This is a genomic window from Streptomyces sp. NPDC031479 (genome assembly GCF_055581065.1).
The window spans coordinates 18143-41369 of the sequence record NZ_JBVIKC010000008.1; the positions used below are offsets into that span (position 1 = coordinate 18143).

17 protein-coding genes are annotated in these 23227 nt (G+C 72.5%); all 17 read left to right on the top strand.

What is annotated here, in order from left to right; all coding sequences use genetic code 11:
- The first annotated feature begins 14 nt into the window (after positions 1-14).
- The 17 genes from folC (at position 15) to ACZ5D2_RS11610 (ending at position 23211) form a co-directional block, all read left to right on the top strand.
- Positions 15-1553 (top strand): bifunctional tetrahydrofolate synthase/dihydrofolate synthase, encoded by a 1539-nt coding sequence (gene folC / locus ACZ5D2_RS11530; protein WP_371678554.1) that lies wholly within the window; start codon positions 15-17, stop codon positions 1551-1553.
- Positions 1554-1560: 7 nt separating this feature from the next.
- Positions 1561-1917 carry a DUF4233 domain-containing protein gene (locus ACZ5D2_RS11535; protein WP_266839007.1) on the top strand — a complete coding sequence of 119 codons (357 nt, stop codon included), beginning with the start codon at positions 1561-1563 and terminating at the stop codon, positions 1915-1917.
- Between the two features lie 64 nt (positions 1918-1981).
- Positions 1982-2392, top strand: coding sequence for a nucleoside-diphosphate kinase (ndk, locus tag ACZ5D2_RS11540; RefSeq protein WP_266839005.1), 411 nt, complete (start codon positions 1982-1984; stop codon positions 2390-2392).
- A 319-nt stretch (positions 2393-2711) separates the two neighbouring features.
- Positions 2712-3731: a rod shape-determining protein gene (locus ACZ5D2_RS11545; RefSeq protein WP_008738981.1), complete on the top strand. Its 1020-nt coding sequence runs from the start codon at positions 2712-2714 to the stop codon at positions 3729-3731.
- A gap of 167 nt (positions 3732-3898) precedes the next feature.
- The gene (gene mreC / locus ACZ5D2_RS11550; RefSeq protein ID WP_371678555.1) at positions 3899-4840 is read left to right on the top strand and encodes a rod shape-determining protein MreC; all 942 of its coding nucleotides are present in this window, start codon (positions 3899-3901) and stop codon (positions 4838-4840) included.
- 12 nt (positions 4841-4852) lie between these two features.
- Entirely contained in the window at positions 4853-5548 is a 696-nt protein-coding gene (gene mreD, locus ACZ5D2_RS11555) for a rod shape-determining protein MreD (RefSeq protein ID WP_030229648.1), read from the top strand.
- Positions 5549-5561: 13 nt separating this feature from the next.
- The gene (mrdA, locus tag ACZ5D2_RS11560) at positions 5562-7739 is read left to right on the top strand and encodes a penicillin-binding protein 2 (protein WP_371678556.1); all 2178 of its coding nucleotides are present in this window, start codon (positions 5562-5564) and stop codon (positions 7737-7739) included.
- 6 nt (positions 7740-7745) lie between these two features.
- On the top strand, positions 7746-8945 hold the full coding sequence (gene rodA / locus ACZ5D2_RS11565; RefSeq protein ID WP_371678557.1) for a rod shape-determining protein RodA: 1200 nt from the start codon (positions 7746-7748) through the stop codon (positions 8943-8945).
- A gap of 79 nt (positions 8946-9024) precedes the next feature.
- Positions 9025-10575, top strand: coding sequence for a CYTH and CHAD domain-containing protein (locus ACZ5D2_RS11570; protein ID WP_371678558.1), 1551 nt, complete (start codon positions 9025-9027; stop codon positions 10573-10575).
- A 73-nt stretch (positions 10576-10648) separates the two neighbouring features.
- The gene (locus ACZ5D2_RS11575) at positions 10649-12574 is read left to right on the top strand and encodes a TIGR03960 family B12-binding radical SAM protein (RefSeq protein WP_371678559.1); all 1926 of its coding nucleotides are present in this window, start codon (positions 10649-10651) and stop codon (positions 12572-12574) included.
- A 103-nt stretch (positions 12575-12677) separates the two neighbouring features.
- Positions 12678-13823 carry a hypothetical protein gene (locus tag ACZ5D2_RS11580; protein ID WP_371678560.1) on the top strand — a complete coding sequence of 382 codons (1146 nt, stop codon included), beginning with the start codon at positions 12678-12680 and terminating at the stop codon, positions 13821-13823.
- 127 nt (positions 13824-13950) lie between these two features.
- Positions 13951-14730 (top strand): TIGR03936 family radical SAM-associated protein, encoded by a 780-nt coding sequence (locus ACZ5D2_RS11585; protein WP_371678561.1) that lies wholly within the window; start codon positions 13951-13953, stop codon positions 14728-14730.
- A gap of 233 nt (positions 14731-14963) precedes the next feature.
- On the top strand, positions 14964-19028 hold the full coding sequence (locus tag ACZ5D2_RS11590; RefSeq protein WP_371678562.1) for an Rne/Rng family ribonuclease: 4065 nt from the start codon (positions 14964-14966) through the stop codon (positions 19026-19028).
- A 282-nt stretch (positions 19029-19310) separates the two neighbouring features.
- A complete protein-coding gene (gene rplU / locus ACZ5D2_RS11595) occupies positions 19311-19631 on the top strand; it encodes a 50S ribosomal protein L21 (protein WP_030159347.1) in 321 nt (106 codons plus the stop codon).
- A 13-nt stretch (positions 19632-19644) separates the two neighbouring features.
- Positions 19645-19899, top strand: a complete 255-nt coding sequence (gene rpmA / locus ACZ5D2_RS11600) for a 50S ribosomal protein L27 (protein ID WP_030013081.1) — start codon at positions 19645-19647, stop codon at positions 19897-19899.
- Between the two features lie 170 nt (positions 19900-20069).
- Positions 20070-21515, top strand: coding sequence for a GTPase ObgE (gene obgE / locus ACZ5D2_RS11605; protein ID WP_371678563.1), 1446 nt, complete (start codon positions 20070-20072; stop codon positions 21513-21515).
- Between the two features lie 55 nt (positions 21516-21570).
- Positions 21571-23211, top strand: a complete 1641-nt coding sequence (locus ACZ5D2_RS11610; RefSeq protein ID WP_371678564.1) for a glycosyltransferase family 2 protein — start codon at positions 21571-21573, stop codon at positions 23209-23211.
- Positions 23212-23227: the final 16 nt, after the last annotated feature.

Genomic DNA, 23227 nt, shown 5'->3' on the forward strand with positions numbered 1-23227 from the left:
CGTAGACTGGGTGCGTGAGTGAGCAGCAGCCCGAGAGCCACGACCGTGACGGCGTCGACCACCTCGACGACTCCTTCGACGAGTTCGACCAGATAGTGGCGGAAGAGTCCGACCGCGACCCCGACCTGGCGGTGATCGAGGCCGGCAGCCGCACCCTGCGCGCCCAGGCCGGGCCGCCCACGGGTGACCCGGTGCCCTCCCGCCCCGAGGACCCGGAGGTGGCGAAGGCGCTCCTGGAGGTGGAGCAGGAGCTCGCCACGCGCTGGGGCGAGACCAAGCTCGAACCGTCGGTCAGCCGGATCGCCGCGCTGATGGACGTCCTGGGCGAGCCGCAGCGCGCGTACCCGTCGATCCACGTGACCGGCACGAACGGCAAGACCAGCACGGCCCGGATGATCGAGGCCCTGCTGAACGCCTTCGACCTGCGCACCGGCCGCTACACGAGCCCGCACGTGCAGTCGATCACGGAGCGGATCAGCCTGGACGGGGCGCCGATCGACGCCGAGCGCTTCGTCGAGACGTACTACGACATCAAGCCGTACGTGGAGATGGTCGACGCGGCCGAGGAGTACCGGCTGTCCTTCTTCGAGGTGCTCACGGGCATGGCGTACGCGGCCTTCGCGGACGCCCCCGTGGACGTGGCCGTCGTCGAGGTCGGGATGGGCGGCAGCTGGGACGCCACCAACGTGATCGACGGCTCGGTCGCCGTGATCACCCCGATCAGCCTCGACCACACGGACCGGCTCGGCTCCACGCCCGGCGAGATCGCCCAGGAGAAGGGCGGCGTCATCAAGCAGGGCGCCACCGTGATCCTGGCCCAGCAGCCGGTGGACGCCGCGCAGGTGCTGCTGAAGAAGTCCGTCGAGGTCGACGCGACCGTGGCCCGCGAGGGCATGGAGTTCGGTGTCGTCTCCCGCGAGGTGGCGGTCGGCGGCCAGATGCTGACCCTGCGCGGGGTGGGCGGTGAGTACGACGGCATCTTCCTGCCGCTGTACGGCGCCCACATGGCGCACAACGCGGCGGTGGCGCTGGCCGCCGTCGAGGCCTTCTTCGGGGTCGGCGGGGAGCACGCGCGGGAGCTGGACGCCGACACGGTGCGCCGTGCCTTCGCCTCGGTGACCTCGCCGGGTCGCATGGAGGTCGTGCGCCGCAGCCCCACGGTGATCCTGGACGCCGCGCACAACCCGGCGGGCGCGCAGGTGACCGCGGAGGCGGTCACCGAGGCCTTCGGCTTCAGCCGGCTAATCGGCGTGGTGGCGGCGAGCGAGGGCAAGGACGTCAAGGGCGTCTTCGAGGCCTTCGAGCCGATCTTCGCGGAGGTCGTCGTCACCGAGAACACCAGCCACCGGGCGATGGGCGCGGACGAACTGGCGGCCATCGCGGTCGAGGTCTTCGGAGCGGACCGGGTGCAGGTGGAGCCGCGGCTGGACGACGCCCTGGAGGCGGCCGTCACCCTGGCGGAGGAAGAGGCCGAATACGGTGGGGCCGGGGTCCTGGTGACCGGTTCCGTGATCACGGTGGGCGAGGCCCGCCTGCTGTTCAAGAGGGGCTGAGGGATCGATGCGCACGCTCTGCGCGAGCACGCTGATCGGTGAATTCTTCATCGTCGGCTTCGCGGGCCTGGTGGCCATGAAGAACCCGGACCTGACGCAGGCCCAGGTGTGGACGGTCTGCGGCGTGACCATGCTGCTGTCGGTGCTGCTGTGCGGGATGCTGTCGCGTCCCGGTGCCGTCCAGCTGGGCTGGGCGCTGCAGATCGGGCTGATCGCGAGCGGTTTCGTGGTGCCCACCATGTTCTTCCTGGGCGCGGTCTTCGCGGGTCTGTGGTGGTGCTCGGTGCACTACGGCCGGCGGATCGACGCGATCAAGGCGCGCTGGGCCGCGCAGGCCGAGAGCGCTGCTCCTGACGCTGCGTGACGGGTCCCCGTAACGGCCCTGTAGATTCGCCCTACCGCACCCGTATGCCGCAAGGAGTTCTCACATGACCCAGCGCACCCTCGTCCTGCTCAAGCCGGATGCCGTCAGGCGCGGCCTGATCGGCGAGATCATCGGCCGCATCGAGCGGAAGGCCGGCTGGACCATTCCCGCGCTGGAGCTGCGCACGCTGGACGAGGCGACCCTGGAGACCCACTACGGCGAGCACAAGGGCAAGCCGTTCTACGAGCCGCTCATGGGCTTCATGTCCAGCGGTCCGGTCGTCGCCCTGGTCGTCGAAGGGGAACGCGTGATCGAGGGTGTCCGCCAGCTGGCCGGACCCACCGACCCGATCGCCGCGGCGCCCGGTTCCATCCGGGGCGACTTCGGCACCGTCACCCGGGAGAACCTGGTCCACGCCTCGGATTCCGAGGAGTCCGCGGAGCGCGAGCTGAAGCTCTTCTTCCCCTCCCTCTGAGGGGCGCGGGGGTCCTTCCGGGGCACTCTTTCCTGACGAGACATCAGCCAAATAGCGCTCATGACCTGGGGCGACCGAAGTAATTTCGGTCGCCCTTCGGTATTGCGGGTGGCAACCGGGAACGCCTGGACAGGACACGACGTCACCACTAAGGGGGCGGGTATCCGTTCCGGCGGGATTGCCGGAGTCCCGTCGCGCGGACTCCGCGCTTGCGGCACTACGATGGGGCCTCCACCCACACACCCACCTCGCCGACCCTGACAGCAGCCGCTATCAACTGGAAGGCCAGACGCTCCTCATGGGGAACAAGGGGAACAACATGTCGTTCATCGGCCGTGACATGGCGATCGACCTCGGGACCGCCAACACGCTGGTGTACGTGAGGGGCCGGGGAATCGTCCTGAACGAGCCGTCCGTGGTCGCCATCAACACGAACACCGGTGGCATCCTGGCGGTCGGCTCCGAGGCGAAGAAGATGATCGGCCGGACGCCCGGCAACATCGTCGCCGTACGGCCCCTCAAGGACGGCGTGATCGCCGACTTCGAGATCACCGAGCGGATGCTCCGGTACTTCATCCTCAAGATCCACAAGCGCCGGTACCTGGCCCGTCCGCGCGTGGTGGTCTGCGTGCCCTCCGGCATCACCGGAGTGGAACGACGCGCCGTCATCGAGGCGTCCACGCAGGCCGGCGCCCGCCAGGTGCACATCATCGAAGAGCCCATGGCCGCCGCCATCGGCTCGGGCCTGCCCGTCCACGAGGCCACTGGCAACATGGTCGTGGACATCGGCGGCGGCACCACCGAGGTCGCCGTCATCTCCCTCGGCGGAATCGTCACCGCTCAGTCCATCCGGGTGGCCGGCGACGAGCTGGACAACGCGATCATCCAGCACATCAAGAAGGAGTACTCGCTCCTCCTCGGCGAGCGCACCGCCGAGCAGATCAAGATCACCATCGGGTCGGCGTACGACCTCGACAAGGACGAGCACACCGAGATCCGCGGCCGCGACCTCGTCTCCGGCCTGCCGAAGACCGTGGTCATCTCGGCCGCCGAGGTCCGCAAGGCCATCGAGGAGCCCGTCAACGCCATCGTCGACGCCGTCAAGACCACCCTCGACAAGTGTCCGCCGGAGCTCTCCGGCGACATCATGGACCGCGGCATCGTCCTCACCGGCGGAGGCGCCCTGCTGCGCGGGCTCGACGAGCGCCTGCGCCGCGAGACGGGCATGCCGATCCACATCGCCGAGGACCCGCTCGACTCCGTGGCCCTGGGCTCCGGCAAGTGCGTCGAGGAGTTCGAGGCCCTCCAGCAGGTTCTGGACGCCCAGCCCCGGCGGTGATCGAATCCCCGCGAACGGGGCATGCGGAACACAAGGATCCGCCGTACGGGTGCTACCGCGCCGGTGCGGCGGATCGTTGATATACAGGCACAGTCCGGTGCGTGCCCCGGCTCCACCGGAGCGGCTCCGCCGCATGGGTTTCTACGAGGAAGGCACGGCCTCCGCACGTGAGGGACACACGAGAGAGCCGGCTGCTCCTGGTGCTGCTGATCGCCATCGCGTTCGCTTTGATCACGGTGGACATCAGGGCGGGAGAGGAGTCGCCGGTCGACGGGGCCCGGCAGGCCGCCGCAGCGGTCTTCGGACCCGTCGAAAAGGGTATGGCGACCGCGGTGGATCCGGTCGCCAACGCCATAGGGGCCGTACGCGACTCCGGCGAGCGCCACAGCCGCATCGCGACGCTTGAGCGCGAGAACACCGCGCTCAAGGCCAAACTGGGCAGCGACGACCAGACCCGCAGCCGCATCCACGAGCTCGACGAGATGCTCAAGCGGGCCGGCGCCGGACAGTACGGCATCAAGGGCGCCGAAGTCATCGCCATAGGAGCGGCCCAGGGCTTCTCCTGGACCGTCACCATCGACGCGGGCAGCAAGGACGGCATCGAGCGCGACATGACCGTCCTGAACGGGGACGGACTCGTCGGCCGCGTCGCCACCGTCGGCCCCGACACCGCCACCGTGGTGCTCGCCAACGACCCCGACTTCACCGTCGGCACCCGACTGGAGAAGACCGGAGAGCTCGGCTTCGCCACCGGTCAGGGCGACCGCGCCCTCTCCGTCCAGATGCTCAACGGCAAGGCCAAGGTGAACCCGGGCGACCGGCTCGTCACCTTCGGCTCCCGGGGCAACAAGCCCTTCGTACCCGGCGTCCCCATCGGAGAGGTCGTCAAGGCCGACCCCTCCCGCGGGGACCTGACCCGCACCGTGTGGGTGAGGCCGTTCGTCGGCTTCTCCCGCCTGGACATCGTCGGCGTGGTCGTCATGCCCCCGCGCGAGGACCCCCGCGACGCCGTCCTGCCCCCCAAGCCCGAGGCCCCCAAGCCCACCCCGACGGTCACGGTCACGGTCACCCCGTCCGCCGGCGCGTCCGTCAAGCCGGCCGACGAGTAGGAGCCGATCACCATGCGCTTCAACCGGATCCTGCTCTCGGGCACGCTCGTCGCCGTGGCCCTCGTCATCCAGGTCAGCGTTCTCGGGCGGCTCCAGCTGCCCGGGGCCGTCCCCGACCTCGTCCTGCTGACCGTGGTCGCCCTCGCCCTGGTCTACGGGCCCGTCGGCGGAGCCCTCATCGGCTTCGGCGCCGGCCTGCTCGCCGACCTGGCCCCGCCGGCCGACCACGCCGCCGGCCGCTACGCCCTCGTCCTGTGCCTCATCGGCTACCTCGTGGGCCTCGTCCGCCCCGACACCGGGCGGTTCCGCTCCGCCTGGGGCCCGATGCTCACCGTCGTCGCCGCCGCGATGTCCTCCACCCTGCTCTACGCGGGCGTCGGCGCCCTCGTCGGCGACACCGCCGCCCGGCACGTCGGCCTCGTCGGCCTGCTGTTCACCGCCACCCTGTACGACCTGCTGCTCGCGCCCTTCACAGTGCCGTTCCTCATGGCGCTCGCCCGCCGTGCCGAGAACGACCCGATGGCCGTCGAGGCCAACGGCGGCCCGCCGCAGGGCAAGGACGTCGCCTCCGGCTGGCTGGCCGGCGGCACGGGGCTGCGCATCGGCAGTCAGCGCGGCGGCCTGCGGCTGAAGACCGCGCGCGGCCGCGCCAACCGGGCCGGCCGCATAAAGGGTGTCAAGGGCGTGAAGAGCGTCAAGAAGCTGTGACGGGGGAGCAGTCGTGACCAACATTCCGGAGACCGGACGCACCCACCGGGTGCAGATCCGGCTCGTCATCCTGCAGGTGCTCGTCTTCTCCCTGCTGCTCACGCTGGGCGGCCGGCTCTGGTACCTCCAGATCCGCAACGGCCAGGAGTACTCCGACGAGGCCAAGAACAACCACGTCCAGCAGGTGGTCCAGCCGGCCGTCCGCGGCTCCATCCTGGACGCGCGCGGCGTGCCGCTGGCCGACAACGAGACCCGTCTGGTCGTCTCCGCCAGCCGCACCGAGCTGATGAAGATAAAGGACAAGGGCAAGGGCGTCCTGACCCGCCTCGCCGGGGTGCTCGACATGAAGCCGCAGGACGTCATGGACAAGGTCCGCCTCTGCGACTCCAAGACCCCGCAGCCCTGCTGGAACGGTTCCCCCTACCAGCCCATCCCGGTGACCCTGGAGGCCACCACCCAGCAGGCCCTCCAGATCCGCGAACGCCCCGAGGACTTCCCCGGCATCACCGCCGAACCCACCGCCGTACGCCGCTACCCGGCCCCCGGCGGCGCCAACACCGGCCAGGTCCTCGGCTACCTCTCCCCGGTCACCGACGACGAGATCGTCAAGGCGAAGAACACCAACTCGCCGTTCCTGCGCTCGGACCAGGTCGGCCGCTTCGGCCTGGAGCGCACCTACGACAGGGCGCTGCGCGGCAAGTCAGGCGTCACCCGCTACGAGGTGGACAACCTCGGCCGGGTCATCGGCCAGGCCGCCAACGACCCCGCCGTCCCCGGCGCCAACCTGGTCACCAGCATCGACGCCCGCGTCCAGGGGGTCGCCGAGTACGAGCTCAACGCGGCCATGGTCGAGGCGCGCAAGCAGATCGACCGCAACACCGGCGTCCCCTACAAGGCCGACGCCGGCGCCATCGTCGTCCTGGAGTCCAAGACCGGCCGGGTCGTGGCGATGGCCTCCAACCCGACGTACGACCCCAACGTGTGGGTCGGCGGCATCTCCGGCAAGGACTACGCCAAGCTCACCGCCAAGGAGTCCAACGTCCCGCTGATGAACCGGGCGATCCAGGGCCAGGCGGCCCCGGGCTCCATCTTCAAGGTCATCCCGACCGCGGCCGCGGTCAACGCCGGGTACAAGTTCGACGGCGACTACCCCTGCCCCAGCTCGTACTCCATCGGCGGCCAGGTCTTCAAGAACTTCGAGTCCCAGGGCCACGGCAGCATCACCCTCGGGCGGGCGCTGGAGGTCTCCTGCGACACCGTCTTCTACGCCCTCGGCCACCAGCAGTGGCTGAAGGACGGCGGGCTGCACCCGGTGAAGAACCCGGCGCAGATCTTCTACAAGACCGCCCACCAGTTCGGTCTCGGCGCCGAGACCGGCGTGGACCTGCCGGGCGAGGAGAAGGGCCGGGTCCCCGACCGCGAGTGGAAGCAGAAGTTCTGGGAGGCCAACAAGGACCAGTGGTGCAAGACCGGCAAGAAGGGCGGCACCTACGTCGAGCTGCTCTCCTACGAGAACTGCCTCGAAGGCAACCTCATGCGCGCCGGTGACGCCGTCAACTACTCCATCGGGCAGGGCGACACGCTCGTCACGCCGATCCAGATGGCCACCATCTACGCCGCCATCTCCAACGGCGGCACCCTGTGGAACCCGACCATCGGCAAGGCGGTCATCAGCGCCGACGGCAAGAAGGTCGAGGAGATCAAGCCGAAGGCCCACGGCAAGCTGCCCATGACCGAGGAGACCCGGTCGAAGATAGGAGAAGCGCTGGAGGGCGTCGCCACCCGCGGCACCGCCGCCTGGCGCTTCGGCGGCTGGCCGCAGAAGGAGATCCCGATGCACGCCAAGACCGGCACCGCCGAGGTCTACGGCAAGCAGACGACCTCCTGGTTCGCCACGTACACCGAGGACTACACGATCGTGATGACGATCTCCCAGGGCGGCACCGGCTCCGGTGCCTCCGGTCCCGCCGTCCGCAACGTCTACAACGCCCTCTACGGCCTCGACATGGCCGGCAAGCAGGACCCCAAGAAGGCCCTGCTGCTCAAGCCCGAGGCCGAGCTGCCCAAGGTGCAGCCCGACGGATCCATCGACGCCCCCGAGGTGCGGCCGTACGTGCCGCCGTCCCCGGAGGACTCCGCCCCGCCCGCGCTCGCCGGACCGCCGGCCCCGCCCGCCCACCGGCAGGACTGAGGCCCGATGCAGACCGCCAACAAGTTCTCCGTCTCCCGCTACGCACCCCAGCGCGGACGCGTGGCCAGGCTGACCGCGCGGGACTCCGTCCTGCGCCGGCTCGACTGGCCGATCCTGCTGTCCGCGCTCGCGCTGTCCGCCCTCGGCTCCCTGCTGGTGTGGTCCGCGACCCGCAACCGCACCACCCTGAACCAGGGGGACCCGTACTACTTCCTCCTGCGCCACGCCATGAACACCGGCATCGGCCTGGTCCTGATGATCGGCACCATCGCCCTCGGGCACCGCACCCTGCGCGGGGTCGTGCCCCTCCTGTACGGGCTCTCCCTGGTCCTGATCATCGCCGTGCTCACCCCGCTCGGCGCCACCATCAACGGCGCCCACGCGTGGATCGTGATCGGCGGCGGCTTCTCGCTCCAGCCCTCCGAGTTCGTGAAGATCACGATCATCCTCGGCATGGCCATGCTGCTCGCCGCGCGGGTGGACGCGGGAGACCTCGCCCACCCCGACCACCGCACCGTGATGAAGGCGCTGTGCCTGGCCGCCGCCCCCATGGGCATCGTCATGCTGATGCCCGACCTCGGCTCCGTCATGGTCATGGTCGTCATCGTGCTCGGCGTGCTGCTCGCCTCCGGCGCCTCCAACCGCTGGGTGGTCGGCCTGCTCGCCTCCGGCGCCGCCGGGGCCGTCCTGATCTGGCAGCTCGGCGTCCTCGACGAGTACCAGATCAACCGCTTCGCGGCCTTCGCCAACCCCGAGCTCGACCCCGCCGGCGTCGGCTACAACACCAACCAGGCCCGCATCGCGATCGGCTCCGGCGGCCTGACCGGCTCCGGGCTCTTCAAGGGCTCGCAGACCACCGGCCAGTTCGTCCCGGAGCAGCAGACCGACTTCGTCTTCACCGTGGCGGGGGAGGAGCTCGGATTCCTCGGCGCCGGACTGATCCTGGTCCTCCTCGGCGTCGTGCTCTGGCGGGCCTGCGTCATCGCCCGCGAGACCACCGAGCTCTACGGCACCGTCGTGTGCGCCGGGATCATCGCCTGGTTCGCCTTCCAGGCCTTCGAGAACATCGGGATGACCCTCGGCATCATGCCCGTGGCCGGGCTCCCGCTGCCCTTCGTCTCCTACGGAGGATCATCGATGTTCGCCGTCTGGGTGGCGATCGGACTGCTCCAGTCCATCCGGGTCCAACGCCCCATGTCGGCCTGATCACGCCGTGAGGGGGCCGCTTTCCGCCGGAGCGGGCGGCGGCCTCCCACCGCACCCCGTTCCGCATTAGATTCGGTTCATGGCGGAAACCAAGCGCGAGATCGAGCGGAAATTCGAGTTCACGCACGGCGACGGCGCGGAGGGCGGCGAAGCCGGCACCGGACGCCGCGGGCGCCTCCCCGACCTGACCGGCACCGCCGGGATCACCGCGGTCCGCGACGGGGGCACCGTCCGCCTCGACGCCGTCTACTACGACACCGCCGACCGGCGCCTCGCCGCCGCCGGGCTCACCCTGCGGCGCCGCACCGGCGGCCAGGACGCCGGCTGGCACCTGAAACTGCCCGTCGCCCCCGGAGTCCGCGACGAGATCCGCGCCCCCCTCGCCGACACCCCGCCCCGCGCCCTCACCGCCCTCGTCCGCTCCCGCGTCCGCGACTCCGGGCTCGAACCACAGGTCAGGCTGGGCTCCGAACGCGCCGTGAGCCACCTCCTCGACGCCCGGGGCGACTTCCTCGCCGAGCTGAGCACCGACACCGTGCGCGCCGAGCGGGGCACCGCCGTCGCCACCTGGACCGAGGTCGAGGTGGAACTCGCCGACGGCGTGGACCCCGCCCTCCTCGACGCCGTCGAGAAGCGCTTCCGCAAGGCCGGACTCCGGGTCAGCGACGCCCCCTCGAAGCTCGCCCGCGCCCTCGCCGAGACCGGCGCCGCCCCGGCCCCCGCCGCTGCCGCCGATGGACCCCCCGAGGGCACGGCGGGCGCGCACCTGCTGGCGTACCTGCGCGAACAGCGCGATGCCCTGATCGCCCTCGACCCCGCCGTCCGCCTGGACCTGCCCGACTCCGTCCACCAGATGCGCGTCGCCACCCGCCGGCTGCGCAGCGCGCTCGCCACCTACCGCCGGATCGTCGACCGCACCGCCACCGACCCGCTCCGCGAGGAACTGCGCCACCTCGGCGCCGAGCTCGGCGCCGACCGCGACCGCGAGGTCCTGCTGGAACGGCTGCGCACCCGCCTCGGGGAACTCCCGCGCACCCTGGTCCACGGCCCGGTCCGGTCCCGGCTGCGCACCTGGAACGCCGCCCGCCGCTCCGCCACCCGCCGCCGCGCCGTCGCGGCCCTCGACAGCCCGCGCCACCTGGCACTCCTCGACGCCCTCGACGCCCTGCTGGCCGACCCGCCCCTGCGCGCCCGCGCCGGCCGCCCGGCGGCGCGCGTCCTGCCGAAGGCCGTGCTCCGCGACTGGGACCGCCTCGCCCGCCGGGTCGGCGCCGCGCTGGAGCTGGAGCCGGGTGAGGAACGCGACACCGCCCTGCACGAGGCCCGCAAGGCGGCCAAGCGCGCCCGCTACGCGGCCGAGGCCGCCGCCCCCGCCCTCGGCAAACCGGCCCGGCGCCTGGCCAAGGCCGCCAAGAGCGTGCAGACCCTGCTCGGCGAGCACCGCGACGGCGTCGTCGCCCGCGAGGCCCTGCACCGGCTGGCCCTCCAGGCGTCCGGCGCCGGCGAGCCCTCCTTCACCTGGGGCGTCCTGTACGGCCGCGAGGAAGCCGTGACCGCGCGCTGCGAGCGCGAGCTCCCGGCCGTCTGGGCCGAGGCCGCCGACCCCGCGCTGCGGGCCGCCCTCACGTGATCACGTGGGCGGGGGCGGTCCGGCCCTCGGGGTACGCTTGAGAGTCGCCCCCTGCCCGCTTCACGAAAGTCGCGTGATGTCCGAGTCGGTCTTCCCACAGCTCGAAGCTCTGCTCCCGCATGTGCAGAAGCCCATCCAGTACGTCGGTGGTGAGCTCAATTCCACGGTGAAGCCCTGGGAGTCGTGCGACGTCCGCTGGGCGCTCATGTACCCGGACGCGTACGAGGTGGGGCTGCCCAACCAGGGCGTCATGATCCTCTACGAGGTGCTGAACGAACGCGAGGGCGTCCTCGCCGAGCGCACGTACTCGGTCTGGCCCGACCTCGAAGAGCTGATGCGCGAGCACAAGGTGCCGCAGTTCACCGTCGACAGCCACCGCCCGGTCGGCGCCTTCGACGTGTTCGGCCTGTCCTTCTCCACGGAGCTGGGCTACACCAACATGCTCACGGCCCTCGACCTGGCGGGCATCCCGCTGGAGTCGAGGAACCGTACGGTCGACCACCCCATCGTGCTCGCGGGCGGCCACGCGGCCTTCAACCCCGAGCCGATCGCGGAGTTCATCGACTGCGCCGTCATCGGCGACGGCGAGCAGGCCGTCCTCGACATGACCGAGATCATCCGCACCTGGAAGGCCGAAGGCCGTCCGGGCGGACGCGAGGAAGTGCTGCTGCGCCTCGCGAAGACCGGCAACGTCTACGTGCCGGGCTTCTACGACGTGGAGTACCTGGAGGACGGCCGCATCGGCCGTGTCGTGCCGAACCGCTCCGGCGTGCCGTGGCGCGTGTCCAAGCACACCGTCATGGACCTCGACGAGTGGCCCTACCCCAAGCAGCCCCTGGTCCCGCTCGCCGAGACCGTCCACGAGCGCATGTCCGTGGAGATCTTCCGCGGCTGCACCCGCGGCTGCCGTTTCTGCCAGGCCGGCATGATCACGCGCCCCGTGCGGGAGCGAAGCATCACCGGCATCGGCGAAATGGTGGAGAAGGGTCTCAAGGCCACGGGCTTCGAGGAGGTCGGCCTGCTGTCGCTGTCCTCCGCGGACCACACCGAGATCGCCGACATCGCCAAGGGCCTCGCGGACCGCTACACGGACGACAAGGTGGGCCTGTCCCTGCCGTCGACCCGCGTCGACGCCTTCAACGTGGACCTGGCCAACGAGCTGACCCGCAACGGTCGCCGCTCCGGCCTGACCTTCGCCCCCGAGGGCGGCTCCGAGCGCATGCGCAAGGTCATCAACAAGATGGTCTCGGAAGAGGACCTGATCCGTACGGTCTCCACCGCCTACGGCAACGGCTGGCGCCAGGTGAAGCTGTACTTCATGTGCGGCCTGCCCACCGAGACCGACGAGGACGTCCTCCAGATCGGTGACATGGCGGTCAACGTGATCGCCAAGGGCCGCGAGGTCTCCGGCCAGAACGACATCCGCTGCACGGTCTCGATCGGCGGGTTCGTGCCGAAGCCGCACACCCCCTTCCAGTGGGCGCCGCAGCTGTCGGCGGAGGAGACGGACGCCCGTCTCGGCAAGCTCCGCGACAAGATCCGCGGCGACAAGAAGTACGGCCGCTCGATCGGCTTCCGCTACCACGACGGCAAGCCCGGCATCGTCGAGGGCCTCCTCTCGCGCGGCGACCGCCGCGTCGGCGACGTCATCCGCGCCGTGTACGAGTCCGGTGGCCGCTTCGACGGCTGGCGCGAGCACTTCTCGTACGACCGCTGGATGCAGGCCGCCGAGAAGACGCTGCCCTCCTACGGCGTCGACGTCGCCTGGTACACCACCCGTGAGCGCACCTACGAGGAGGTCCTGCCCTGGGACCACCTGGACTCCGGCCTCGACAAGGACTGGCTCTGGGAGGACTGGCAGGACGCACTCGACGAGACCGAGGTCGAGGACTGCCGCTGGACCCCGTGCTTCGACTGCGGCGTCTGCCCGCAGCTCGACACCCACATCCAGATCGGTCCGACGGGGCAGAAGCTGCTGCCGCTGACGGTCGTGAAGTGACCCCGGCCTGAGGCCGCGTCCGTGTGCCCCCGCCGTCAACGGCGGGGGCACACGCATGTGCGCGCGGCGCAACGGGTCCGGCCCGTCTGGTGTCCTTAGCGGCATGGAAATGGAGAAGCCCCGGCCCGCGAACGCCGGCGACGGGTGTCTGGTGGGGGTCCTGCGGGTCCCGGTCAAGATCGTGGCCGTCCTGGTGGTGCTGCCCGTGAGGGTGGTCTGGGACCTGATCGTCGCCGTCGCCCGGCTGTTGAACCGGCACGTCCTCGGCCCGGCCGGACGGGGGCTGCGCCGCTTCCGCGACGCCGTGGTGCGGCCGGTGCTGCGCGGGCTCGGCCGGGTCGCGGCGACCCTGCTGAAGCTGGTCTTCGTCTGGCCGTGGACGGGCCTGTGGCGGTACGCGCTGAGCCCCGTCGGGCGGGGGCTGGCCCGGCTGGGGAGCGCGGTGGCCGCGTACCTGCTCCGGCCGCTGGGCCGGGGCCTCGCCCTCGTCGCGTGGGCGCTGTTCGTGTGGCCCTGGATGACGCTGTGGCGCCACGTGCTGACTCCCGTCGGCGCCGCGCTGCTGACGCACCTGCTGCGGCCGCTCGGGGACGGGCTCGGCCGGGCCCTGCGCACGGTGGGCCGGCGGCTGCTCGCGCCACTGGCCAGGGGGGTCGCCCTGGTCGGATGGGCGCTGGGGATGGCGCTGTTCGTGTGGCCGTGGGCCTGGCTGTGGCGGTACGCGCTCGTGCCCGTCGGGCGGGCGAGCGCATGGCTGGCGCACGCCACCGGGGTCGCGCTGGTGTGGCTGCTCCGGGCGCTGTTCGTGTGGCCGTGGGCCCGGCTGTGGCGGTACGTCGTCGTGCCGGTTGCGGGCGCCGCGTACCGGTACCTCCTGGCACCGCTGGGCCGGGGAGCGTACGCGTACCTGCTCGCCCCCCTCGGCCGGCTGCTCGTCGGCGCGTGGCACCTCGCCGGCCGGACCAGCCGGGCTCTCGGGCGCGGACTGGTGCGGCTGTGGCGCGGATGCGTCGCGCGGCCCTGCGCCTGGGCCTACCGGCAGGTCGCCACCCCCGTCGGGCACGTCGTCCGCGAGATCTGGCGCACCGCCCGCGCCGCCGTGCGCGAAGCCCGTGCCGAGGTGCGGCGCGCGCTGTTCGGGGCCCCGCCCCGGGAACCGGTGAGGTCACGGGCGCGTACTCTGGGTAGTACGACAGCCGTAGGCAGCGCGCCCGCTCCCGAGATCTCCCTGCACGAACGGCAGGGGTGAGCCGGAGGCGGGGCGTGACCGCCCGGCCCCACGGACACTCAGGGCGACGCGCGAGCCGCGACGCCCCGCACAAGGAGAAGAACCACTGGGCAAGCGACAGCCCGAAGGCCCGCCTCCCGCACCGGTGGTGCAGCGCATCCGACTGCGCTACACCAAGCGTGGCCGCCTCCGGTTCACCAGCCACCGAGACTTCCAGCGCGCCTTCGAGCGCGCCCTGCGCCGCGCCGAGGTACCCATGGCGTACTCGGCCGGCTTCACCCCGCACCCCCGGGTCTCGTACGCGAACGCCGCGCCCACCGGCACCGGCAGCGAGGCCGAGTACCTGGAGATCGGGCTCGCCGCGCCCCGCGACCCCGAGAAGCTCCGTGAGCTCCTCGACGAGTCGATGCCGGTCGGGCTCGACATCATCGACGCCGTCGAAGCCCGCACCTCCGGGCTCGCGGACCGGCTGACCGCCTCCGTGTGGGAGCTGCGCCTGGAGGGCGTGGACCCCGCCGACGCCGAGCGGGCGGTGGAGACGTTCCTCACCGCCGAGACCGTGGAGGTGCAGCGCCGCACCAAGAACGGCGTGCGCACCTTCGACACCCGCGGCGCGGTCGTCAGCCTGGAAGCTCTTCCCCTCCAGGCTGATAGGCCGCTGGACAATGCCTGTGCGATACTGCGGCTGGTTGTTCGGCATTTGACACCTGCCGTGCGACCCGACGACGTCCTGTCCGGTCTCCGAGCTGTGGCCGACCTGGCGCCGCCGGTCCCCGCTGCGGTGACCAGGCTGGCGCAGGGGCTCTTCGACGAGGAGTCCGGCACGGTGACCGACCCGCTCGCGCCCGACCGCGAGGCTGTCACGGCCGCCCCACCCACGGCCGCCGTGCCCGCCGACGCGAAGGCGCCGGAAGGTCCCGCCGCGTAGGGATCGTCGTCGTCGCGCCGCCCTGGCACTCGGGAGCCACCTGGGTCGGGCAGCGCACTGACCTGAAGACTTCCGCCAGGCCGTACGGACAAGACGTACGGAACCGGCGGCCATGGACTACAGCTCCCGTGTGGCGAACGCGCCCCGGAGGCCGGCTCCGCGCTCCTGCGCGGAGCCGTGCCGGACCGGACGTCAGCCGCGGCGCCCGGGAGCGTGACGGGAGAACCGCCCGCATGCTCAACACCGAAAACGAGAACACCCCCGCCGCCGACAACGGCAGCCCGAGCGACAACCTGCCCCCGCGCAGGCGTCGCCGCGCCGCCTCCCGGCCGGCCGGCCCGCCGGGCGGCGCCGCCGCCGCCCCGGAGGCTCCCGCCGCCGAGGCCGCGCCCGTGGTGGAGGAGGCTCCGGCCGCCGCCCCCGCGCCGCGTGCCCGTCGCCGTGCCACCCGCGCCGTCGCCGCCCCGGCCACGCCCGCCGCCGCCCCGGCCGCCGAGCCCGTCGTCGTGGAGGCCCCCGCCGCGCCCGCGGTGGAGGAGGCTCCGGCCGCTCCCGCGCCGCGTGCCCGTCGTCGTGCCACCCGCGCCGTCACCGCCCCGGAGGCGCCCGCCGCCGAGGCCGCGCCCGCCGCTTCCGTCGCTCCGGTCGAGGAGGAGGCTCCGGCCGCCGCTCCGGCGCCGCGTGCCCGTCGTCGTGCCACGCGCGCCGTCGCGGCCCCGGCCGCTGTCGTCGAGGCCACCGAGCCCGTCGTCGAGGAGGCTCCGACCGCGCCCGTGGCGGAGGAGGCTCCGGCCGCCGCTCCGGCGCCGCGTGCCCGTCGCCGTGCCACGCGCGCCGTCGCGGCCCCGGCCGCGCCCGCCGCCGTCGAGGTCGTCGAGCCCGTCGTCGAGGCCGCGCCCGCCGCTCCGGTCGAGGAGGAGGCTCCGGCCGCCGCTCCGGCGCCGCGTGCCCGTCGCCGTGCCACGCGCGCCGTCGCCGCCCCGGCCGCCCCCGCCGCCGAGGCCGCCCCGGCCGTCGAGCCCGCCGCTGTGGAGGAGGCCCCCAAGGCCGCCCCCCGCGCCGTGACCGTCGCCGACGCCGTGGACTCCCCCAAGCGCGGCGGCCGCCGCCGCGCCACCCGCGCCTCCGCCCCGGCTGCTCCGGCTGCTCCGGCCGCCGCCGAGACCGAGGCGCCCGCCGCCCCGGCGGAGCCCCGCGCCCGCCGCGCCGCCCGCCCCGCCGTGGCCGTCTTCCAGGCCCCGGTCTTCGCCGAGCCGATGTTCCAGACCCCCGAGACCGCCGCCATGGCCGCCGCGGCCGCTGCCGCCGCGCAGCGGGCGGAGGAGGCCGAGGAGGAGGAAGAGACCGAGGCCGAGGCCGAGGCCGTCGCCGAGGTGCAGGCCCCGGCCGCCGCGCAGCCCGCCGGCCGCCGTCGCCGCCGTCGCGGTGCCGCCGAGCCCGTGGCCCCGGCCGCGCCGTCCGCCCCCGTGTCGCTGGCCGACGTGGAGGCCGTGGACGAGGAGCAGGAGGCCGAGGCCGAGGCCGCCGAGCTCGACGAGGACGAGGCCGACGAGTCGGGGGAGCGCCCCTCGCGCCGCCGCCGTCGCGGAGGCCGCCGCCGCCGTCGCGGCGAGTCCGCCGACCTGGACGAGTCCGCCGACGAGGACGCCGAGGCCGAGGCGGAGGCCGCCGAGCAGGAGGAGGAAGAGGAAGAGGAGTCCGAAGAGGCCCTCGGTTCCAGCTCCAGCCGCCGGCGCCGCCGCCGTCGCCGCCGCAGTGGTGACGGCGCCGCCGACACCGAGGCGGGCGACGAGGACGGTGTCCGTACCGTCGTCAAGGTCCGCGAGCCGCGTCCGGCCCGCGAGCGCAGCGAGTCCACCTCTTCCGACGAGGTCCAGTCCATCAAGGGCTCGACCCGCCTGGAGGCCAAGAAGCAGCGTCGTCGCGAAGGCCGCGAGCAGGGCCGTCGCCGCGTCCCGATCATCACCGAGGCCGAGTTCCTGGCCCGCCGTGAGGCCGTCGAGCGCGTGATGGTCGTCCGCCAGTCCGGCGAGCGCACCCAGATCGGCGTCCTTGAGGACAACGTGCTCGTCGAGCACTACGTCAACAAGGAAGAGGCCACCTCGTACGTCGGCAACGTCTACCTGGGCAAGGTCCAGAACGTGCTGCCGTCGATGGAGGCCGCCTTCATCGACATCGGCAAGGGCCGCAACGCGGTCCTGTACGCCGGTGAGGTCAACTTCGAGGCGCTCGGCATGGCCAACGGCCCGCGCCGCATCGAGTCCGCCCTCAAGTCCGGCCAGTCGGTCCTGGTGCAGGTCACCAAGGACCCGATCGGCCACAAGGGCGCCCGCCTGACCAGCCAGGTCTCGCTGCCCGGCCGCTACCTGGTCTACGTGCCCGAGGGCTCGATGACCGGCATCAGCCGCAAGCTGCCCGACACCGAGCGCGCGCGTCTGAAGAGCATCCTCAAGAAGATCGTCCCCGAGGACGCGGGCGTCATCGTGCGCACCGCCGCCGAGGGTGCGAGCGAGGACGAGCTGCGCCGCGACGTCGAGCGTCTGCAGGCCCAGTGGGAGGACATCCAGAAGAAGTCGAAGCAGATCTCGACCTCTTCGCCGAGCCTGCTGTACGGCGAGCCGGACATGACCGTCCGTGTCGTGCGCGACATCTTCAACGAGGACTTCTCGAAGGTCATCGTCAGCGGTGACACCGCCTGGGAGACCATCCACGGCTACGTGAACCACGTGGCCCCGGACCTGGCCGGCCGGCTGTCGCGCTGGACCTCCGAGGTCGACGTCTTCGCGACGTACCGGATCGACGAGCAGCTCGCCAAGGCGCTCGACCGCAAGGTGTGGCTGCCCTCGGGCGGTTCCCTCGTGATCGACAAGACCGAGGCGATGATCGTCATCGACGTCAACACCGGCAAGTTCACGGGTCAGGGCGGCAACCTCGAAGAGACCGTCACCCGGAACAACCTGGAGGCGGCCGAGGAGATCGTGCGCCAGCTGCGGCTGCGCGACCTGGGCGGCATCGTCGTCATCGACTTCATCGACATGGTCCTGGAGTCCAACCGCGACCTGGTCCTGCGGCGCATGCTGGAATGCCTGGGCCGCGACCGCACCAAGCACCAGGTGGCCGAGGTCACCTCGCTGGGCCTGGTGCAGATGACCCGCAAGCGGGTGGGCCAGGGTCTGCTGGAGTCCTTCTCCGAGACCTGCGTCCACTGCAACGGCCGCGGTGTCATCGTGCACATGGAGACCCCGACCGCGGTCGGCGGCGGTGGCAACGGCAAGCGCTCCAAGCGCCGCGGTGGCCGGGCCCTGGACCACGAGCACGAGCTCGATGTGATCGAGACCGTCGAGTCCGACGTGTTCGAGGCCGAGACCGAGGCCGAGGTGGCCGCCGAGGTCGCCGCGCCGCGTGCGCTGCCGGAGCCGGAGTTCGTCGCGGGCGAGGAGCTGTACGGCAGCCCGGCCGAGGCCGAGGCCGCGGCGGGTCTGAGCGGGCGTCGCAACCGTCGCCGTGCCACCCGTAAGGCGACCGCTCCGGCGGGCGCCCCGCGGGGCGCGGACCGGGCCGCGGCTCCGGCGCAGTCTCCGGTGACCCCGGTCGCCGAGGCCGAGCCGGTCGCCGAGCCGGTCACCGAGCCGGCCGACACGGTGCTCCAGCCGGCCGCCGAGGCCGTGGAAGCCGTGGCGGCGGCCGAGGTCGTCGAGGCCGTGGAGACCGTCGAGGCGGCGGAGCCGGTCGAGGCCGCGCCGAAGGGCCGTACGCGTCGCCGTGCGACCCGCAAGGCCACCGCGCCCGAGCCGGTCGTCGAGGCCGCGCCCGAGCCGGCCGCCGAGCCCGAGCCGGTCGTCGAAGCCGTGACCGAGGCCGCTCCGGCCGAGGTGGCGGAGCCGGTCGCGGAGCCCGTCGTGGAGGCCGCTCCGGCACGTCCGCGCCGCCGTGCCACCCGCAAGGCCACCGCGCCCGCCGGTTCCCCGGCAGGGGCGGCGCAGGCGGCCATCGTGGTCGTCGAGGCCCCGGCCGCCGAGCCCGAGCCCGTCGTGGCCGCCGAGCCGGCCGCCGAGGCCGAGCCGGAGGCGGCGGCCGAACCCGCGGCTCCGGCGAAGAAGGCCGCCCGCAAGGCCCCGGCCAAGAAGGCGACCACCACCACGGCGAAGAAGGCCCCGGCCAAGAAGGCGGCGGCCGCCAAGAAGACCGTCGCGAAGAAGGCGACGGCCAAGAAGACCGTGGCGAAGCGGGCGACGAAGAAGACCGCGGCGGCGGAGCAGCAGACCCCGCCGTCCGTCTCGGCTCCCGCCGAAGCCTGATCCGCGTGACACCCGTGGGCCCCGCCGAGCGGCGGGGCCCACGGGCGCGCGGGGCCCGGTTTGACCCCCTGGAACCGGCCCCGTAACCTAGACCGTCGGCGTGTCTTGAACGATTACCCGTTCAGCGTGCGTCGCGCTCCTGAGCACCTTCCTCCCGCACCGTCCGCGCAAGCGGCCGGGCCACGGGAGAGGCCGCTCGTCCAATTCCGGATCACCGTGGGCCCCGGCCCGCGTGAGCGGCTGGCTTCAGGAGCATCCGTCCCGAGTGAGAGAGAGATCCGCGTGTACGCCATCGTGCGCAGCGGTGGTCGCCAGCACAAGGTTGCTGTCGGCGACATCGTTGAGGTTGACAAGATTTCCACTGCCAAGGTTGGCGACACGGTCGAGCTCTCGACCCTGCTCGTTGTCGACGGCGACGCCGTGACCAGCGACCCGTGGGTGCTGGCCGGGATCAAGGTTCAGGCCGAGATCGTGGACCACCACAAGGGCGCCAAGATCGACATCCTGCGCTACAAGAACAAGACCGGCTACCGCCGTCGCCAGGGTCACCGCCAGCAGTACACGGCGATCAAGGTCACCGGTATCCCCACGGCTGCGAAGTAAGAGGGACTGAGACATGGCACACAAGAAGGGCGCATCGTCCACCCGGAACGGGCGCGATTCCAATGCTCAGCGGCTCGGCGTGAAGCGCTTCGGCGGTCAGGTCGTTTCCGCTGGTGAGATCCTCGTTCGCCAGCGCGGCACCCACTTCCACCCGGGTTCGGGTGTGGGCCGTGGCGGCGACGACACGCTGTTCGCGCTGCAGGCCGGTTCGGTCGAGTTCGGCACGCACCGTGGCCGCAAGGTCGTCAACATCGTTCCGGCCGCCTGATCCAGCTCCTGCTGAATCTCAAGCGTTCGTAACACCCCGAGGGCGGATCTCGTCTCTTCCCGGCGCATGCCGGGAAGAGAGGTCCGCCCTCGGCGCGTTGTCACATAGACACGTTTAATGGGCAGCAAGGCCTGCCCGGGACATTCCCGTATGTATCTGGAGGAACACCCATGACCACCTTCGTGGACCGCGTCGAGCTGCACGTCGCCGCGGGTAACGGGGGCCACGGCTGCGCCTCCGTTCACCGGGAGAAGTTCAAGCCGCTCGGCGGTCCCGACGGCGGCAACGGCGGCCGTGGCGGCGACGTCATCCTGGTGGTGGAGCAGGCGATCACCACCCTGCTGGACTACCACCACAGCCCCCACCGCAAGGCCACCAACGGCAAGCCCGGCGAGGGCGGCAACCGCTCCGGCAAGGACGGCCAGGACCTGGTCCTGCCCGTGCCGGACGGCACCGTCGTCCTCGACAAGGAGGGCAACGTCCTCGCCGACCTCGTCGGCCAGGGCACCACCTACGTGGCCGCCGAGGGCGGCCGCGGCGGCCTCGGCAACGCCGCGCTGTCCTCCGCCCGCCGCAAGGCGCCCGGCTTCGCGCTGCTCGGCGTTCCCGGCACCACCGGCGACATCGTCCTGGAGCTCAAGACCGTCGCCGACGTGGCGCTGGTCGGCTTCCCGAGCGCCGGCAAGTCCTCGCTGATCTCGGTGCTCTCCTCGGCCAAGCCGAAGATCGCGGACTATCCCTTCACCACCCTGGTCCCGAACCTGGGCGTGGTCACGGCCGGTTCGACCGTCTACACCATCGCCGACGTCCCGGGCCTGATCCCCGGCGCCAGCCAGGGCCGCGGCCTCGGCCTGGAGTTCCTGCGCCACGTCGAGCGCTGCTCGGTCCTCGTGCACGTCCTGGACACCGCCACGCTGGAGACCGACCGCGACCCGATCGCCGACCTCGACGTCATCGAGGAGGAGCTGCGGCTCTACGGCGGCGGCCTGGAGAAGCGTCCGCGCCTCGTCGTCCTCAACAAGGTCGACATCCCCGACGGCCAGGAGCTCGCCGACATGGTCCGCCCGGACCTGGAGGCCCGCGGCTACAAGGTCTTCGAGGTCTCCGCGGTCGCCCGCACGGGCCTGAAGGAGCTCTCCTTCTTCCTCGCCGAGGGCATCGCCAAGGCCCGTGCCCGCAAGCCCAAGCAGGAGGCGACCCGCATCGTCATCCGGCCCAAGGCCGTGGACGACGCCGGCTTCACCGTCACCTACGACGAGGTCGAGGACGTCTACAACGTGCGCGGCGAGAAGCCGGAGCGCTGGGTGCGCCAGACCGACTTCAACAACGACGAGGCCGTCGGCTACCTCGCCGACCGCCTCAACCGCCTGGGCGTCGAGGAAGCGCTGAAGAAGGCCGGCGCCCGCGCCGGTGACGGCGTGGCCATCGGCTCCGACGAGAACGCCGTCGTCTTCGACTGGGAGCCGACCATGATGGCCGGCGCCGAGATGCTGGGCCGTCGCGGTGAGGACCACCGCATGGACGCCCCGCGTCCGGCCGCCCAGCGCCGCAGCGAGAAGGAAGCCCGGCGCGGCGACTCCGCCCAGCAGGAGTACGACGAGTTCCGCCCCTTCTAGGGGGACGCGCACGCCGTTGAACTCCGCTTTACGCCGTTCGCCTAGGATCCTCCGGGTGAGCAGCAGTGATTCCAGCAGTGACACCACCACGGGCGGCCCCGCCGTCTCCGTGGTGGTGATCGCGTACAACGACGCCGGGCTCGTGGGCGAGGCCGTGGCCTCGGCCCTCGCCCAGGGCCCGGTGGTCGCCGAGGTCATCGCGGTGGACGACGCCTCCTCGGACGGGACCGCGCGGGTGCTCGACGCCCTCGCCGCCGAGCACCCCCGGCTGAAGGTCGTGCACCGCACGGAGAACAGCGGAGGCTGCGGCACCCCGCGCAACGACGGGATCGAGGCCGCGAGCGCGCCGTACGTCCTCTTCCTGGACAGCGACGACGTCCTGCCGCCGGGCGCCGCCGAGGCCCTGGTCCGGGCGGCCGTCGCCCACCGCGCCCCCGTCACGGTCGGCTCGTGCGTGCGCCGCGAGCTGCCGGAGGGCCGCGAGGTCCCCTGGATGCCCGGCCTGTACACCCCCGGTGAGGTCGTCGAGCGGCCCGCAGACCGGCCCGAGCTGGTGCGCGACACCCTCTGCGTGAACAAGCTCTACGAGCGCGCCTTCCTGGAGAAGCACGCGATCCGCTTCCCCGACGGCCGTTTCGTCTACGAGGACTTCGTCTTCACCTCCCGCGTCCTGGCGGCCGCCCCCCGCATCGCGGTCGTCGGCGACCTGGTCTACGTGTGGCACGTGCGCCGCGGCGCCGCCCAGGTCTCGATCTCCCTGGCCCGCGCCGACGTCGGCAACTGGCGCTCGCGGATCGCCGCGCACACCGTCGCCTCCGGGACCCTCGCCGAGGCCTCCCCGGAGCTGGGCCGCGCCTGCCAGGCGAAGTTCCTCGACTACGACCTGCGCATGTACCTGCGCGAGCTGGGCTCGGACCCCGGCCACCGCGCCGCCTGGTGGACCCTGACCCGCGACTACCTGACCGGGTTCGCGGACGCCGACATCGAGGCCGCCCCCGCCCGAGCCCGCTGGACCGCGCGCGTGCTGCTGGCGAGCGAGGCCCCGCCCGCGGACCTGGAGCGGCTGGTCCGCTTCGCCGCCGAGCCGCCCCGGCTGCTGCCCCCGTACGCCACCGGTGGCGACGGCGGGCCGGTGTGGAGCGCGGAGCTGCCGGTGCCGCTGGACGGGCTCGACGGCCTGCCCCTCGCGGAGCTGCCCGTCACCGTCGACGCCGAACCCGCCGGGCGCGGGGCGGTCCGGATCCGGGTGCGCGACCTGTACGGCCGCCTCGCCGGGGCCGGCCCGCGCACCGTCCGGCTGGACTTCCTGCCCCGGGCGGGCGGCGCCGCCGTCGCCACGCGCCCCGTGGAGCTGCGGACCGCCCCCGACGGGGACGGCTGGAGCGCCGAGGTGCCCTTCCGGCTGCCCGCGCTGGCAGCCACGGGGCGCCGCCGCGGGCTGCGCGGGATGCAGGCCTGGGACGTCCGGGCGGGCGTGGAGTGCGGCGACGGGAGCTCCCTGGTCACCTCGCTGCGCCCCCTCGGCGGACTGCTCCGGCGCCGGGCCCTGCCCAGCAGCCGGTACGGTGTTCTGCTGGCGCAGCCCTACCGCACGGCCGCCGGAGCGCTGGCCCTGCGCCTCGCGCCCGGTGCCGGGGGCGCGCTGACCTTCGTACGCAACCGCCTCGACCGCGCCCGCACGCGCAGGTCACGCTAGAGCTCGGGAGATACGC

Excerpts from the sequence above, each read along its gene's own strand:
- rodA (WP_371678557.1), top strand. The coding sequence starts at position 7,746 with ATGCAGACCGCCAACAAGTTCTCCGTCTCCCGCTACGCACCCCAGCGC.
- ndk (WP_266839005.1), top strand. The coding sequence starts at position 1,982 with ATGACCCAGCGCACCCTCGTCCTGCTCAAGCCGGATGCCGTCAGGCGC.
- ACZ5D2_RS11535 (WP_266839007.1), top strand. The coding sequence starts at position 1,561 with ATGCGCACGCTCTGCGCGAGCACGCTGATCGGTGAATTCTTCATCGTC.
- ACZ5D2_RS11545 (WP_008738981.1), top strand. The coding sequence starts at position 2,712 with ATGTCGTTCATCGGCCGTGACATGGCGATCGACCTCGGGACCGCCAAC.
- mreD (WP_030229648.1), top strand. The coding sequence starts at position 4,853 with ATGCGCTTCAACCGGATCCTGCTCTCGGGCACGCTCGTCGCCGTGGCC.
- rpmA (WP_030013081.1), top strand. The coding sequence starts at position 19,645 with ATGGCACACAAGAAGGGCGCATCGTCCACCCGGAACGGGCGCGATTCC.
- obgE (WP_371678563.1), top strand. The coding sequence starts at position 20,070 with ATGACCACCTTCGTGGACCGCGTCGAGCTGCACGTCGCCGCGGGTAAC.
- ACZ5D2_RS11570 (WP_371678558.1), top strand. The coding sequence starts at position 9,025 with ATGGCGGAAACCAAGCGCGAGATCGAGCGGAAATTCGAGTTCACGCAC.
- ACZ5D2_RS11590 (WP_371678562.1), top strand. The coding sequence starts at position 14,964 with ATGCTCAACACCGAAAACGAGAACACCCCCGCCGCCGACAACGGCAGC.
- ACZ5D2_RS11580 (WP_371678560.1), top strand. The coding sequence starts at position 12,678 with ATGGAAATGGAGAAGCCCCGGCCCGCGAACGCCGGCGACGGGTGTCTG.